13 protein-coding genes are annotated in these 14,901 nt (G+C 62.8%); 8 read left to right on the top strand and 5 right to left on the bottom strand.

The window, feature by feature from the left end:
- Positions 1-20: 20 nt before the first annotated feature.
- Together ytfQ and IB267_RS21085 are read right to left on the bottom strand one after the other, a co-directional pair.
- A complete protein-coding gene (gene ytfQ, locus IB267_RS21090) occupies positions 21-983 on the bottom strand; it encodes a galactofuranose ABC transporter, galactofuranose-binding protein YtfQ (RefSeq protein ID WP_192449417.1) in 963 nt (320 codons plus the stop codon).
- A gap of 203 nt (positions 984-1,186) precedes the next feature.
- Positions 1,187-2,089: a DMT family transporter gene (locus IB267_RS21085; RefSeq protein WP_192449416.1), complete on the bottom strand. Its 903-nt coding sequence runs from the start codon at positions 2,087-2,089 to the stop codon at positions 1,187-1,189.
- Positions 2,090-2,180: 91 nt separating this feature from the next.
- Here IB267_RS21085 and IB267_RS21080 point away from each other — a divergent pair, with 91 nt between their 5' ends.
- The 7 genes from IB267_RS21080 to IB267_RS21050 all read left to right on the top strand — a co-directional run bounded on the left by IB267_RS21080 (position 2,181) and on the right by IB267_RS21050 (position 10,760).
- Positions 2,181-3,068: a LysR family transcriptional regulator gene (locus IB267_RS21080; protein WP_192449415.1), complete on the top strand. Its 888-nt coding sequence runs from the start codon at positions 2,181-2,183 to the stop codon at positions 3,066-3,068.
- A gap of 134 nt (positions 3,069-3,202) precedes the next feature.
- On the top strand, positions 3,203-4,219 hold the full coding sequence (locus IB267_RS21075; RefSeq protein WP_192449414.1) for a LacI family DNA-binding transcriptional regulator: 1,017 nt from the start codon (positions 3,203-3,205) through the stop codon (positions 4,217-4,219).
- 127 nt (positions 4,220-4,346) lie between these two features.
- Positions 4,347-5,615, top strand: coding sequence for an ABC transporter substrate-binding protein (locus IB267_RS21070; RefSeq protein ID WP_192449413.1), 1,269 nt, complete (start codon positions 4,347-4,349; stop codon positions 5,613-5,615).
- Positions 5,616-5,696: 81 nt separating this feature from the next.
- On the top strand, positions 5,697-6,596 hold the full coding sequence (locus IB267_RS21065) for a carbohydrate ABC transporter permease (RefSeq protein WP_192449412.1): 900 nt from the start codon (positions 5,697-5,699) through the stop codon (positions 6,594-6,596).
- Positions 6,593-7,414: a carbohydrate ABC transporter permease gene (locus IB267_RS21060; protein ID WP_192449411.1), complete on the top strand. Its 822-nt coding sequence runs from the start codon at positions 6,593-6,595 to the stop codon at positions 7,412-7,414. The genes IB267_RS21065 and IB267_RS21060 overlap by 4 nt, the downstream gene beginning before the upstream one ends.
- An 8-nt stretch (positions 7,415-7,422) precedes the next feature.
- A complete protein-coding gene (locus IB267_RS21055; RefSeq protein ID WP_192449410.1) occupies positions 7,423-9,687 on the top strand; it encodes a glycoside hydrolase family 2 protein in 2,265 nt (754 codons plus the stop codon).
- Positions 9,684-10,760 carry an ABC transporter ATP-binding protein gene (locus IB267_RS21050; RefSeq protein WP_192449409.1) on the top strand — a complete coding sequence of 359 codons (1,077 nt, stop codon included), beginning with the start codon at positions 9,684-9,686 and terminating at the stop codon, positions 10,758-10,760. Before IB267_RS21055 ends, IB267_RS21050 begins: the two co-directional genes overlap by 4 nt.
- A 57-nt stretch (positions 10,761-10,817) precedes the next feature.
- Here IB267_RS21050 and IB267_RS21045 read toward each other — a convergent pair whose 3' ends face one another.
- The 3 genes from IB267_RS21045 to IB267_RS21035 form a co-directional block, all read right to left on the bottom strand.
- Positions 10,818-11,669: an alpha/beta fold hydrolase gene (locus IB267_RS21045; RefSeq protein WP_192449408.1), complete on the bottom strand. Its 852-nt coding sequence runs from the start codon at positions 11,667-11,669 to the stop codon at positions 10,818-10,820.
- A 149-nt stretch (positions 11,670-11,818) separates the two neighbouring features.
- The gene (locus IB267_RS21040) at positions 11,819-12,712 is read right to left on the bottom strand and encodes a LysR family transcriptional regulator (protein WP_192449407.1); all 894 of its coding nucleotides are present in this window, start codon (positions 12,710-12,712) and stop codon (positions 11,819-11,821) included.
- A gap of 7 nt (positions 12,713-12,719) precedes the next feature.
- Positions 12,720-13,535 carry an SDR family NAD(P)-dependent oxidoreductase gene (locus IB267_RS21035; protein ID WP_192449406.1) on the bottom strand — a complete coding sequence of 272 codons (816 nt, stop codon included), beginning with the start codon at positions 13,533-13,535 and terminating at the stop codon, positions 12,720-12,722.
- 198 nt (positions 13,536-13,733) lie between these two features.
- Between IB267_RS21035 and IB267_RS21030 the strand changes: the two genes are divergently transcribed.
- The gene (locus tag IB267_RS21030; RefSeq protein WP_192449405.1) at positions 13,734-14,900 is read left to right on the top strand and encodes a serine hydrolase; all 1,167 of its coding nucleotides are present in this window, start codon (positions 13,734-13,736) and stop codon (positions 14,898-14,900) included.
- Position 14,901 lies beyond the last annotated feature (1 nt).

Genomic DNA, 14,901 nt, shown 5'->3' with positions numbered 1-14,901 from the left:
AGCGCGGGCCACGGCCGACGTCAGTAGCCGAGGCCCTTCTTTTCCTCGTAGACCTTCAGCGGCTCGTCGGCTTGCGTGTAGAGCTTAGATTCCGTCTGGATCCACTTCGGCGGCGCCGTGCCATCCTTCTGGAATGCGGCAAGCGCATCGAAGGCGGGACCGGCCATGTTCGGCGTCAGTTCGACCGTGGCATTGGCTTCGCCGGCGGCCATCGCCTGGAAGATATCCGGAACGGCATCGATCGACACGACAAGGATATCCTTTCCTGGCTTCAAGCCGGCTTCCTTGATCGCCTGGATGGCGCCGACGGCCATGTCGTCGTTGTGGGCGTAGAGCGCGCAAATGTTCTTGCCGCCGTCCTCGGCCTTGAGGAAGCTTTCCATGACTTCCTTGCCCTTGGTGCGGGTGAAGTCGCCGGTCTGGCTGCGGACGATCTTCAGGTTGTCGTGGCCGGAAAGCGCTTGTTCGAAGCCCTTCTTGCGGTCGATCGCCGGCGACGAACCGGTCGTGCCCTGAAGCTCGACGACGTTGCAGGGCTTGCCCGCCGTCGTGTCGACGAGCCACTTGCCGGCTACATTGCCCTCATGCACGAGGTCGGACGTGACCGCAGTCAGGTAGAGGTCCTTCGACGAATCGACCGTGCGGTCGAGCAGGATGACCGGAATTTCCGCGTCCTTGGCTTCCTGCAGCACTTCGTCCCAACCGGTGGCGACGACCGGGGCGACGAGGATGGCGTTCACCCCTTGCGCGATGAAGGAGCGGATCGCCTTGATCTGGTTTTCCTGCTTCTGCTGTGCGTCAGCGAATTTGAGGTCGATGCCGCGCTGCTCGGCCTGCTGCTTGGTCAGCGTCGTCTCGGCGGCGCGCCAGCCGGACTCCGAGCCGATCTGCGAAAAGCCGACGACCAGATCGGCCGCGGAAGCGCTGCCAAACGTGCAGGCAGCAAGGATCGTTGCACTCGCAAGTGCCTTGGCGATTTTCATGATTTCCTCCCAAAGAAAGCTGCCTCCACGCAGCCCATAAAAAAAATCATATAATATTACTTTTGTAAACGGGGCACATTTCGCCTGTGACACGCCACGCGGTCGATTCTTTTTCGCGAGAGGTTGGCTTGGAGGGAGCGCAGGGCCCGCTGAGGCGCCGGCACCCAACCAGGATTTTCAGAAGGCCGACTGGCTGCTGCGCGCTAGGCTTTCGCAGCCAGCAAGGTCCCCGTGGCGCTCGCGAGCATGACGAGGGCCACGCCGAAGATTTGGTTGAGGGAGAGCGCCTGCCCGAGCACGAGGAAGCCGGCACCGGCACCGATCGCCGGCTCGAGGCTCATCAGGATACCGAAGGCCGACGGCTGCATGCGCCGCAGCGCCATGAATTCGAGCGCGTAGGGCAGCAGCGGCACCAGGATGGCAAGCCCGGCCGTCATCAAAAGCATGTCGAATGAGAAGCCGGCTTGGACCTGAGGCAGGCCGAACGGCGTCGCAAACAGCGCGGCAAAGACCAGCGAAACGGCAAGCCCCTCCAATCCCTTGAAGCGTTGGCCGGCCTGCTTCATCAGGATGATATAGCCGCCCCAGCCGATCGCCGCACCGAAGGCGAACAGAAGCCCGCGCGTATCCGCAACCCAGGAGGAACCGTCCCAGGAGAGGCAGAGCACGCCGGCGGCAGCGATTAGAGGGCAGAGCAGGCGCCAGCCACGACCGCCGAAAACGGCCGCAACGGTCAGGGGACCGAGAAACTCGATCGCCACCGCAAGGCCGAGCGGGATGCGCGCGATCGCCGCGAAGAAACAGAGCGTCATCACCGCCATCGTCGCGCCGAGCGAAAGCCCGGAAATCCACTGCGCCCGGGTGTAGCGGAGAAAAGGCGGGCGGACGAGAATAAGCAGGAAGGCGGCCGCCCAGGAGAGCCGCAGCCAGGTCGCGCCGAAGGCGCCGACGCTTTCCATGGCCGGTTTCGAGAGTGCGGCGCCAAACTGCACGCTCGACATCGAGAGCAGGCAAAAGACGATGGCGATCGTGACGCGCCCGCTGGCGTCATCCGCCGCACCCGGTTCGCTCCACGCGCTATCCGCTGTCGTCTCGGCTTCCGCCATGTCCGTTCTCCTCTTGGGCTTGAACAGACATAGCAATCCCGGCACAATAAGGAACGCTAATAATTGTGATGCCTCCATAAGGGATCGTTATATGCATGATCTGGATATCGCCCTGTTGCGCGCCTTCGTCGTCACCGCCGAATGCGGCAGCGTCAGCGGTGCGGCGCAGCGGCTGGCAAGGACGCAAGCGGCCGTCAGCATGCAGTTGCGCCGGCTGGAGGACGATCTCGGCGCGAGACTGTTGAACCGCAACGCAAGAGGCATGGGCCTGACCGAAGCCGGACATGTGCTCTTGCCCTATGCGCAGAAGATGCTGGGGCTCAGCGCCGGCGCCCGACGTGCGCTTGCCGGACAGGCCCTCCAGGGACCCATCCGCTTCGGCATGATCGAGGACATTGCGGTGGGCTCGCTGCCAAGGGCGCTGCAGCGCTTCGCCGAATGCCATCCGAACGTGGCACTCGAACTGACGGTGACTGAAAGCACCGTGTTGTCGGAAAAGCTGTCGCAGGGCCAGCTCGATGCCGCGATCGGCGACCCCGCGCTGATCCGCGGAGAGCCGATCCTTACCTGGCGACTGCCGCTCCGGTGGGTTGCCGCACGCGGTTTCGAGGTGCCGGCGGAAGGGCCGTTGCCGCTCATCACCTTCGACGGGGTCTGCACCTGGCGGCAAAAGATGATCGAAGCGCTGAAGGGCGGGGAACGTCCCTGGCGCACGGTGCTGACGAGCGCCAGCCTGTCCTCCATCCAATCGATGATCGAGGCGGGGCTTGGCATCGCCGTTCTCCTCGATCTCAACATCCGTCCCAACACGATGCGGGTTCTCGGCGCCGAAGAGGGCCTGCCGCCCGCCCCGGTGATCGAGCTTGGACTTTTCGCCGCCGACGACCAGGGCCTGGCGTCCCGCCCGGTCGCAGCACTTTGGGCGTTTCTTTCCTACGAACTGCAGGCGCAGGCCCTGGCAACCGGCCGCGCCGCGTGACGGCGCGCGGCCACGCTCCTTTCCATGAACGAAATAAGGCGCCCAGAGATTGAAAAAGCCGAGGCAAAATTTTACTAAATAAAAATTGCGCCGCGCCCGAAAGGAAGGCCGCGGCGGCGGGCAGGACATTGGATATGGTCACAATCAAGGAAATCGCTTCGGCTGTCGGGGTCTCCTCGGCGACGGTCTCTCGGGTGCTGAACTACGATCCGACCCTTTCGATCTCGACCAAGAAGCGGCAGGCGATCATCGAAACAGCCGAGGCGCTGAACTACGCGACGCCGCGCAACCGCGGCCGTGGCGCCGGTCCGATGCAGGGCCTGAAGTTCGCGCTGGTTCATTTCCTTCAGCCCGCCCAGGAACTGATCGACCCCTATTATGTCGGCGTCCGGCTCGGCATCGAGAACCGCTGTCAGGCTCTGAAGATCGAGGTGGTGAAAGTCTTCCACAACGGCAATCTGCCGGAGGCGGCAATCCTGCAGGGGGCGAACGGCGTCGTCGCCGTCGGCCACCACTATGGCGAAGAAGTCCACTGGCTGCGGCGGCACAGCCGCCATCTGGTCTTTGCGGATTTCGCCCCCGACGATGATGTCGACGACAGTGTGATGAGCGACGTCTCGATCGCGATGAACCGCCTGCTAGACGGCGTTTACGGCATGGGATACCGCCGCATCGGCTTTCTCGGCTGGATCGACGCCTTCCGCGACAAGGACGACATCCATTCGGAACGCCGCTGCCGCGCCTTCATTCAATGGATGACGAGGGCCGGCCTTTACGACCCCGAACTCTGCATGGTCGAGAAGCTGACGCCTGACAGCGGCTATACGCTCGCCAAGGCGATGCTATCGAAGCCCAATCCGCCCAAGATCCTCGTCACCTGCAACGACAACATGGCGATCGGCGCCTACCGCGCCATTCACGAGATGGGCCTGCGGATCCCCGACGATGTCGCCGTCGCGAGTTTCAACGACATTCCTGTCGCCCAGTTTCTCGGGCCACCGCTTTCGACGGTTAAGATCCCGGCCGAAGTGATCGGCGAGACGGCCGTCGACCTTCTGGTCGAGCGGCTGACCGGACGCGACGTCGCGAAGAAGGTGATCCTCGGAACCGAGATCGTCTGGCGCGGCAGCACGGCTGCCGCCGGCGCGTAAAACGGTCGGTAAAAAACGCGTGGTAAAAATTTACTGAAATATTGCCTTCTCCAGAATTTTGCGAAATACTCCGCGCCGAGACCAGGAGGAACGTCTCGGGGAACGAATTTCGAGGGAGGAGAAACTAATGGACATGCGTACCTATCTGCCGCGCTTTGCCGCCATCGCGCTTGCAGGCGCCAGCCTCTTGGCCGTCACGGCCGCCGAGGCCAAGGAAATCACCATTTGGTGCTGGGATCCGAACTTCAACGTTGCGATCATGAAGGAGGCCGGCGCGCGCTACACCAAGACGCACCCGGACGTGACCTTCAACATCGTCGATTTCGCCAAGGCCGACGTCGAGCAGAAGCTGCAGACCGGCCTTTCGTCAGGCACCGCGGACGCCCTGCCTGACATCGTTCTGATCGAAGACTACGGCGCGCAGAAATATCTGCAGTCCTTCCCCGGCGCCTTCGCGCCGCTCTCCGGCACTGTCGATTATTCCGGCTTCGCTCCCTACAAGGTCGAACTGATGACGCTGGATGGCCAGGTCTACGGCATGCCGTTCGATTCCGGCGTCACCGGGCTCTACTATCGCAAGGACTATCTGGAGCAGGCCGGCTTCAAGCCGGAGGACATGCAAGGCATCACCTGGGACCGCTTCATCGAGATCGGAAAGCAGGTCGAGGCCAAGACCGGCAAGAAGATGATGGGCCTCGACCCAACCGACGCGGGCCTCGTGCGCATCATCATGCAATCGGCCGGGCAATGGTATTTCGACAAGGAAGGCAAGGCCAACATCACCGGCAACGCGGCGTTGAAGGCGTCGCTGGAAACGATCAACAAAATCATGGCCGCCAACATCTACAAGCCGGCCGCTGGCTGGTCCGATTGGGTCGGGACCTTCACCTCGGGCGATGTCGCCACCGTCATCACCGGCGTCTGGATCACCGGCACGGTCAAGGCGCAGCCGGACCAGTCCGGCAAGTGGGGCGTGGCGCCGATCCCGGCGCTGTCCATCGACGGCGCAACGCATGCTTCCAACCTCGGCGGCTCGAGCTGGTACGTGCTTGAAGGCTCGGCCGAAAAGACCGAAGCGATCGACTTCCTGAACGAGGTCTACGCCAAGGACGTCGATTTTTACCAGACGATCCTGACCGATCGCGGCGCTGTCGGCTCGTTGCTCGCCGCCCGCGGCGGGGCCGCCTATGGCGAGGCCGATGCCTTCTTCGGCGGCGAGAAGGTCTGGCAGAACTTCTCCGACTGGCTCGCGAAGGTTCCCTCGGTCAACTACGGCGTCTTCACCAACGAGGCGGACACGGCCGTTACCGCACAGCTTCCGGCGCTGCAGCAGGGGACGCCCGTCGATGACATCCTGAAGGCGATCGACGCCGAGGTCAGCGCACAGGTCCAGTAATCGCCACGGCGATCGTCTGCATTGCTCCTGGCCGCGGTAACACACCGCGGCCAACGGCTCCTGCTATTCATGGGGATGATGATGGCTCTCGCGCGTCGCGGCGGCATCGGCCGATACTACAACGTCAATGGCTGGCTCTTCGTCGCGCCGGCGCTCGGGCTGATCGCCCTTTTCATGATCTATCCGATCGTCTGGTCGCTGTGGATGTCGTTCCAGTCCGGCCGCGGCATGATGCTGAAATTCGCCGGCTTCGCCAACATCGTCCGCCTCTGGAACGATCCGGTCTTCATCAAGGCCCTCACCAACACGCTGACCTATTTCGTCGTGCAGGTGCCGATCATGATCCTCCTGGCGCTGATCCTGGCGTCACTGCTCAACAACCCCAAACTCGTTGGCCGCGGCTTCTTCCGCACCGCCATCTTCCTGCCCTGCGTCACCTCGCTCGTTGCCTATTCGGTGCTGTTCAAGGGCATGTTCGCGCTCGACGGCATCGTCAATTCGACGCTCGAGGCAATCGGCCTCATCGCCTCGCCGATCCCGTGGCTGACGCATCCCTTCTGGGCAAAAACACTCGTCATCATCGCGATCACCTGGCGCTGGACCGGCTACAACATGATCTTCTACCTCGCGGCGATGCAGAACATCGACAAGTCGATCTATGAGGTCGCCCGGATCGATGGCGTGCCCGCCTGGGCGCGGTTCACCCACATCACCATCCCGCTGTTGAAACCCGTCATCCTGTTCACGACGATCATTTCGACGATCGGCACGATCCAGCTCTTCGACGAGGTCTATAACCTGACCGAAGGCAAGGGTGGCCCGTCGAACGCGACGCTGACGCTCTCGCTCTACATCTACAACCTGACCTTCCGCTTCATGCCGAATTTCGGCTACGCGGCGACGGTCTCCTATGTGATCGTCGTGCTCGTCGCGCTGCTTGCCTGCCTCCAGTTCTTCGCAGCACGGGAGCGCGACCGATGAGCAACGGAACCACACGTATCGCCGGCACCATCGTCACCTACGGCTTCGTCGGGCTGATGGCCTTTCTCTCGATCTTTCCCTTCGTCTGGATGCTTCTCGGCGCAACCAATTCGTCGATCGACATCATCAAGGGCAGGATGATGCCGGGCAGCGCGCTTGCCACCAACATCGACACCTTCTTCACCCAGGTGAACGCACCGCTGGTCTTCTGGAATTCGGCCAAGATCGCCATTCTGGCGACGGTGCTGACGCTCGCCGTCTCGTCGCTTGCCGGCTATGGCTTCGAGATGTTCCGCTCGCGCCACCGCGATCGGATATACAGCGCCATGCTGATCACGATGATGATCCCGTTTGCGGCGCTGATGATCCCGCTCTTCATCATGATGGGCAAGGCGGGCCTGATCAACACGCACCTTGCCGTCGTGCTGCCGACGATCGGCTCGGCCTTCATCGTCTTCTATTTCCGCCAGACCACCAAGGCGTTCCCGTCAGAACTGCGCGACGCGGCCAAGGTCGACGGCCTCAAGGAATGGCAGATCTTCCTGTTCATCTACGTGCCGGTGATGCGCTCGACCTATGCGGCCGCCTTCATCATCGTCTTCATGACGGCGTGGAACAACTATCTCTGGCCGCTGATCGTGCTGCAGTCGAACGAGCAGAAGACGATCACGCTGGTCATCTCCTCTCTCGCGTCTGCCTACTACCCCGACTACGGCGTCGTCATGGTCGGCACCATTCTCGCGACGCTTCCCACCCTCGCGGTCTTCTTCTTCTTGCAACGCCAATTCGTCCAGGGAATGCTGGGCTCAGTCAAATAGGAATGATCATGCGTTCTGTTACCTCTTTCAACGACACCTGGATTTTCTCCGAAGGCTTCGATGCGGCAAGCGCCGGACGCCTGCAGGTGGGCAAGCCGGTCAGCCTGCCGCACAATGCGGTCGAACTGCCGTTCAACTATTTCGACGAGACCTCCTATCAGCGCGCCTTCACCTACCAGAAGGTGCTCGCCTGGCGTCGGGAGTTTCACGGCCGCGAAGTCTCGCTCGTCTTCGACGCCGCCATGGCCGACGCCGTCGTCTATCTCAACGGCGAAGAGATCATCGCCCACAAGGACGGTTACACGCCTTTCGAAGCGCGGCTGACGGAGAAGCTGCGGGAGGGCGACAACCTGATCACCGTCAAGATCGACGGCAGCGAGAACCCCGAGATCCCGCCTTTCGGCGGTCGCATCGACTATCTCACCTATGCCGGCATCTATCGCGACGTCTGGCTGAAGGTCACCGATGCCGTTTCGATCGCCAATCTCAAAATCGAGACCCGCGATGCGCTGAGCGAAACCAAGTCCGTCTCGATCCGTTGCGACCTCGCCAATCCGCAAGGATTGGCCTTCACGGGCACAATCACCGCGCTGCTCAAGGACGCGAACGGCAAGGTGCTGGCGGAAGTTGCCGGCGAAAGCCGCGGCGAGAGCGTCACCCTTGAGCTCAAGGGGCTGAAAGGCCTTTCGCTCTGGGATATCGACAGCCCCGTTCTCTATGAAGTCGAGGCGCAACTGCGCAGCGACCGTGGCAGCGACCGGCTGTCGTCGCGCTTCGGCTTCCGCACGGCCGAATTCACCACCGAGGGATTCAAGCTCAACGGCCGACCGCTCAAGATCCGCGGCCTCAACCGCCACCAGGCCTTCCCCTATGTCGGCTACGCCATGGGCCGTACGGCACAGGAGCGCGACGCGGAACTCCTGAAGAACACGCTGCATTGCAATCTCGTGCGCACCTCGCACTATCCGCAGTCAAAATGGTTCCTCGACCATTGCGACCGCATCGGCCTGCTGGTGTTCGAGGAAATCCCCGGCTGGCAGCATATCGGCGGCGACAGCTGGAAGCAGGAAGCGATCAAGAATGTCCGCCGCATGATCGAGCGCGACTGGAACCATCCGTCGATCATCATCTGGGGCGTGCGCATCAACGAATCCCAGGACTCGCATGATTTCTACGCCGAGACCAACCGGCTGGCGCGCGAACTCGACCCGACGCGGCAGACCGGCGGCGTGCGCTACATCACCGACAGCGAGTACCTCGAAGACGTCTACACCATGAACGACTTCATCCTCGGCAACGAGGAACTGCCGGGCGCGAACCGCCCGCGCACGGCGCTGCGGCCGCAACAGGAATGCACCGGTCTCACCCGCAAGGTCCCCTATATGATCACCGAATTCGGCGGTCACATGTTTCCGACGAAGATCTACGACCAGGAGCAGAGACAGGCCGAGCATGTGCGCCGGCATCTGGAAGTGCTGAACGCAGCCTATGGCGACCCGAGCATTTCCGGCGCCGTCGGCTGGTGCATGTTCGACTACAACACCCACAAGGACTTCGGCTCCGGCGACCGGATCTGCTATCACGGTGTCATGGACATGTTCCGCCAGCCGAAATTCGCAGCCTATGTCTATGCCAGCCAAGGCGAACCGTCGGAGGGCGTGGTGATGAAGCCGGTCACCTTCTGGGCCCGTGGCGAGCGCAATATCGGCGGCGTGCTGCCGTTGATCGTGCTCACCAATTGCGACGAGGTCGAGCTGAAATACGGCTCGCTCGTCAAACGCGTCGGCCCGGACCGCGAGAACTTCCCGCATCTGCCGCATCCGCCCGTCGTCATCGACCATCGCCACTTCACCAAGGACGAACTCGGCGTCTGGGGCATGAAGTGGGAAGACGCAGCCTTCACCGGCTTTATCGACGGCGAGCCCGTCGCCAACCTCCGCATGGTCGCCGATCCGGTGCCAACGGCGCTGGAAGTCGTCCCCGACAGCACGGCGCTTCGGGCCGAAGGGCGCGACAGCGTGCGGGTGATCGTGCGCGCGCTCGATCAGGCCGGCAACATCCTGCCCTTCCTCAATGACGCGGTCGACGTGACAGTCACCGGCCCTGCCCGCCTGCTCGGCCCCGATCGCCTGATCTTCCAGGGCGGTTCGACCGGCTTCTGGCTGGAAACGACGGGTGCTGCCGGCGGCATCGCCGTCGCGGTGACCTCGACGCGGCTTGGAACCGTGAGGCTGGAGCTTTCGGCGGTGTCGGACGAGGCGGCGGCTGCATGAGCGAACTCCAACTTAAAGACGTCAGAAAGTCCTATGGCACCTTCGAGGTCATCAAAGGTGTCGACCTCGACATCAAGGCCGGCGAATTCGTCGTCTTTGTCGGGCCGTCCGGTTGCGGCAAGTCGACCCTGCTTCGAATGATCGCCGGTCTCGAGGAGATCACCTCAGGTGATCTCACCATCGGCGGCGAGCGCATGAACGATGTCGATCCGTCGAAGCGCGGCATCGCCATGGTGTTCCAGTCCTATGCGCTCTACCCGCATATGACGGTGCGGGAGAACATGGGCTTTGCGCTGCGTTTTGCCGGTGTGCCCAAGGCCGAGATCGCGCAACGGGTCGGCGAGGCCGCGAACATCCTGGAACTCGGACCGCTGCTCGACCGCAAGCCGAAGCAGCTCTCCGGCGGTCAGCGCCAGCGCGTGGCGATCGGCCGGGCGATTGTGCGGCATCCGAAGATCTTTCTCTTCGACGAGCCGCTGTCGAACCTCGATGCGGAATTGCGGGTGCACATGCGCATCGAGATCGCCAGGTTGCACAAGAAGCTTCAGACCACGATCGTCTACGTCACCCACGACCAGGTCGAGGCGATGACGCTTGCCGACAAGATCGTCGTCATGCGCGGCGGTGTGGTCGAGCAGGTCGGCTCGCCGCTCGACCTCTACGACGATCCGGCCAATCTCTTCGTCGCCGGTTTCATCGGTTCGCCGAAGATGAACTTTTTGAAAGGGATCGTCGAAACGGGCGCCGGCGGGGAAAAGCATGTCCGCCTGCCGGATTTCGGCAATGCGACGCTGCCGATTGCGGTCAAGGACGCAACGCCCGGCAGCACCGTCACCATCGGCATTCGCCCGGAGCATTTCGGCGACAGTGGCTCGGCGAGCCTCGAGCTGACGATCGACATGCTGGAGCATCTGGGCGGCGAGACCTTTGCCTATGCGCGGCACGGCGACGGCGAACTGATCATCATCGAAACGAAAAACGGCCGCGGCCTGAAGTCCGGCGACAGCATCGCCGCCCGCTTCGAACCCACGGCCGCTCTGGTGTTCGACGCGGACGGCAGGCGCCTGCGCTAGAGAATATCCACCATGGCAGAACGGCGCCACCTGCGAGGATGGCGCCGTTCGTTATTGTCACGGGAACATGCCCTTCGGCGTTTCACCCTTCAGGAAGGGCTCGATGAAAGCCTCCAACAGTTCCGTCTGGTTGATGACGGCGGTGTGCGACGTCGCCGGCAGGATCGCGAGCCGCGAAGGCGACAGCGGCTTTCCCATGTCGCCCATGGCGCCGCCACCAAGCAGGCGGAACAGTGCCACCGTGTGCTCCAACGTCGCCACATCGGCATCGCCGGCGATGACGAGAACCGGGGTCTTCAGTGCCTTGACATCCGGCTCCCAGGCCATCGGTTCTTTTTCGAGCTGGATCAGCTTCTTGACCAGATCGGGAAACCCATCCGGATTGGCGGCGAGCTTGCGGTAGTCTTCGGCAAAGGGCATGCCGACGAACATCTCGACAGTCATCTGCGGGATGAATGCTTTGAATTCCGGCTGCCAGCCCTCTGCATCGTAGCCGACGGACGCGGCGGCTAGCTTGTTCACCTTGTCCGGATGGCGGATCGCCAACTGCAGGCCGGCAGCCGCACCCATTGAGTAGCCGAAGACATCGGCCTTCTCCAGCTTCACCGCATCCATGAAGGTGGCGACGTCGTCCGCGAGGTTCGGATAGGTGATCGGGCGATCGATATCGGTGGTGCGGCCATGGCCCTGGAACTCGATTGCATAGACCTTGTGGGTCTCGGCCAGCTTCGGGATGATCGCACCCATCGAGGGAATGTTCATGTAGGCGCCGTGTAGCACGACCAGCGGCTCGCCCTCGCCCGAGACCTCGTAATACATCTTCATGCCGTTGACTTCGACGGTCTCAGCCTCGGCAAAGGCAGTGCCGGACATGAGCAGGGCGCCAGCGATCAAAGCGGTACGAAACATTCTCAATCTCCTTGTTGTCAGCGCGGTTGTGCACCGCCTTCGAGATTAAGACGCATGACGTCGTCATCTCCCGACATCGACAGCCAAGAAAATTTCGCGCATTCGTTGCGGTGCCCAGCAAACGCGTCGCGCCTTGGTCCGCCGGCGCTTCAGCCTGACGGGTTGAGGCTCACCCGCAGGGGCGCGAACTGCGATACGGCAAAATCCATGAGCTTTCGCACCCGCGGCAATTCACGTAATTCCCGGTGAACACCGAGCTTCAGCGGCAGAACCGGCGCGGCAACGCCGAGGTCAAGGGCCACAAGCCCATTCCGGCCGGCGGCGATAAAGTGCGGCAGCGTGGCAAGTGCCTGTCCGGTCTCAACCGCACTCAATTGCGAGCGGATCGAATTCGTGCGCAGCAGCACTCTCGCCTCCGGCAAAAGATCTTTCAGCCAGGTCGAGAGCGATACCCGCACAGGCACCTCCACCAGCTCGACAATCGTCTGGTTCCTGCCTTCGCCCGCAACATCCGGATGGCCGAAACGATCAAGGTAGGCCTCTGTTGCAAACAGGCCGTAGGCGACATCGGCAACCTTGCGCTCGACGATATCGTTTTGGTCGAAACTGCCGAAACGCAAGGCGATGTCCGCGTCCCGCCGGGACAGGTTGAAGCGCCGGCCATCGTTCAAAAGGTGAATGCTGACGCCGGGATGCATTGCTGCAAACTTGGTCAGGATCGGCGCCAGGAGGTAGTCTCCGATCCAGTCGAGGCTGGTCACGGTGATGGTGCCTTCTAGTGCGTCGTCCTGCACCGCAAGGCGCCGTTCCACCGCAAGCGCGTTCGCCTCCATGTGCTCGAGCGCAGAAAGGATGGAGAGGCACACGGCGGTCGGCACGAGGCCGCCCGGTTGCCGCTCGAACAGTGTTTTGCGCGTCTTCTGCTCAAAAGCCTCGAGGCGACGGCTGAGCGTCGGTTGCGTGGTGCCCATCGCACGGGCGGCTGCACTCAGCGAGCCGTGGCGGACCAAGTGCTGAACAAGATGGAGTTCTTCCCAGTCCACAGGCACCTCAGGGTTCAGCCGGCCGAGGCGGCTCGCCTCGACGGTAATTCATAGGCACTTTCGTGCCCGCCGTCATGCCCCCGTCGATCGGCAGTACCACGCCGGTGATGTAACTCGCCGCATCGGAACAGAGCCAGAGGACACTTGCGGCCACCTCCTCCATCCGGCCAAGCCGGCGCATCGGCGTCGAAAGTGCTGCGTGCCGCTGGATGTCCGCGCCGGCGGCCTCGAGATGGTGGGTGAGGATCGGCCCGGGCGCAACGACATTGATCCGGATGCCCTGGTCGGCATAGTCCAGCGCCGCCGCCTTGGTCAGCCCGATGATCCCAGCCTTCGCACCGACATAGGCGGAAAGCCCAGAGGTGCCGTTGATGCCGGCAACCGACGCCATGTTGACGATCGCACCGCCACCGCCCCTCGCCATCGCCTCGATCTGGTAACGCATGCCGAGAAAGGTGCCGCGAATGTTGGTGCGGATGCCGCGATCGAACCCTGCGATATCGAGATCGGCAAGCGAGGCCGGCATGGTTCCATCCGTCGCATTGTTGAAGGCGGCGTCGAGCCGGCCATAGTGCTGCATCACACTTGCAAGCGCCTGCTTCATGGCACTCTCGTCGCCGACATCGGCAGCGATCGCCAGTGCGTCGCCGCCCGCCTGGCGGATGGAAACCGCCAACGCCTCGACCGCCGGCTGCGAGCGGGAAAGAAGGACAACGGATGCGCCGGCCTGCGCAAAGGCGCGGGCGGTGGCCGCGCCGATACCCTTGCTGGCGCCTGCGACTAAGGCGACTTTGCCTGCAAATCCCAGATTGTTTGTGTTCATCAACCCGACTCCATCTGACGTTGTCGCACCGTTTTTAGCGCCGGACGACGACGGCTGCCTCGTGCAGGCGCGTATGCCTCCCATACGGGAACAGACGATCGACTTTCGCTGCGAACGGGCTTTGCCTTTGTCCGGGAGCCCGAATTTCGCCCTGAAGCGTCGACCGGGCCGCAGTTTCGAGAAGCACAGGAGACGATCATGGATGCGACAAGACAAGGAAGATCGGAGCGCAGAACGCGGCTGAAGGCCGAACTCGACCGGGTAATCGCGGAAGCCCTGGATGAACAGCGCATCGTCGGCACAGTCGTCGAGATCCTTATCGACGGCGAGCCCGGCTACCGACATGCCGCCGGGCTTGGGGACCGCGAGGCCGACCGGCCGATGACCGAGGACAGCATCTTCCTCCTCTCCTCGGTCGCAAAGCCAATCGTCACGGTCGCCGCTCTCAACCTGGCGCAACGCGGCACCATCGGTCTCGACGATATCGTGTCGGAGTGGCTGCCCGCGTTCAGGCCGCAGCTGCCGGACGGCAGCGAGCCTCGGATAACCATCCGCCAACTCCTGACGCACAGTGCCGGTTTGAGCTACGTGTTCATGGAGCGAGGCGACGGCCCTTATCGCCGGCACGCCATCAGCAGCGGCCTCGACGACACCGACGATGATCTCACCGCCCTCATCGGCAAGCTCACCGCCATTCCGTTGTCCTATCCGCCCGGACACGGCTGGGGCTATTCGATGAGCCTCGACGTGCTTGGCGCCGTTATCGAAGAGGCGACGGGATCAAAGCTGCCGGAGGCGATCGCAGCACTCGTCACACGCCCGATGGGGATGAACGACACCGCCTTTTCCGTGACCGATAAACGCAGGCTCGTGGTCCACTATGGCGATGCCTCGCCGCGGCCACGGCGGCTCGTTGGCGACGACGCGGTTCCCTTCTTCGGCAATCCCGTGCGCCTCTCGCCCGGCCGGATCTTCAATCCTAGAGCCTTTCCCTCCGGAGGAGCCGGCATGGCAGGCACGGCAGGCGACCTGATCCGCCTACTCGAAAGCCTCAGGACCGGACACTCGCCGGTGCTCGACGCCGCCAGCACCCGCTCGATGTTCGACATTCAGGCAAGGACGGGCGGATTGGCCGCCGGCGCCGGGTGGGAGTTCGGTTTCGGCGGCGCCGTGCTTGTCGAACCCGAGATGGCGGGAACACCGCAGTCGCGCGGCACGCTGCAATGGGACGGCGCCTACGGGCACAAGTGGTTCATCGACCCGGCCCGCGGCCTGACAGTCGTTGCGCTCACCAACACCGCTTTTGAGGGCATGAACGGACGCTTTCCGGACGATCTTCGCGACGCCATCTATCGGAGCCTCTAGC

Origin of the sequence: Ensifer sp. ENS09 (genome assembly GCF_014852425.1) — a bacterium.
In the GTDB taxonomy this organism is placed as follows: Bacteria; Pseudomonadota; Alphaproteobacteria; order Rhizobiales; family Rhizobiaceae; genus Ensifer.
Note: the sequence above shows the minus strand (reverse complement) of the source record. Positions and strands in the feature narration are given on the sequence as shown.

Bases quoted from the DNA above. Each gene is read 5' to 3' on its own strand.
- IB267_RS21075 (WP_192449414.1), top strand. From the start codon at position 3,203: ATGGTCACAATCAAGGAAATCGCTTCGGCTGTCGGGGTCTCCTCGGCG.
- IB267_RS21035 (WP_192449406.1), bottom strand. From the start codon at position 13,535: ATGAACACAAACAATCTGGGATTTGCAGGCAAAGTCGCCTTAGTCGCA.
- IB267_RS21065 (WP_192449412.1), top strand. From the start codon at position 5,697: ATGGCTCTCGCGCGTCGCGGCGGCATCGGCCGATACTACAACGTCAAT.
- IB267_RS21085 (WP_192449416.1), bottom strand. From the start codon at position 2,089: ATGGCGGAAGCCGAGACGACAGCGGATAGCGCGTGGAGCGAACCGGGT.
- IB267_RS21055 (WP_192449410.1), top strand. From the start codon at position 7,423: ATGCGTTCTGTTACCTCTTTCAACGACACCTGGATTTTCTCCGAAGGC.
- IB267_RS21080 (WP_192449415.1), top strand. From the start codon at position 2,181: ATGCATGATCTGGATATCGCCCTGTTGCGCGCCTTCGTCGTCACCGCC.
- IB267_RS21060 (WP_192449411.1), top strand. From the start codon at position 6,593: ATGAGCAACGGAACCACACGTATCGCCGGCACCATCGTCACCTACGGC.
- ytfQ (WP_192449417.1), bottom strand. From the start codon at position 983: ATGAAAATCGCCAAGGCACTTGCGAGTGCAACGATCCTTGCTGCCTGC.
- IB267_RS21030 (WP_192449405.1), top strand. From the start codon at position 13,734: ATGGATGCGACAAGACAAGGAAGATCGGAGCGCAGAACGCGGCTGAAG.
- IB267_RS21045 (WP_192449408.1), bottom strand. From the start codon at position 11,669: ATGTTTCGTACCGCTTTGATCGCTGGCGCCCTGCTCATGTCCGGCACT.
- IB267_RS21070 (WP_192449413.1), top strand. From the start codon at position 4,347: ATGGACATGCGTACCTATCTGCCGCGCTTTGCCGCCATCGCGCTTGCA.
- IB267_RS21050 (WP_192449409.1), top strand. From the start codon at position 9,684: ATGAGCGAACTCCAACTTAAAGACGTCAGAAAGTCCTATGGCACCTTC.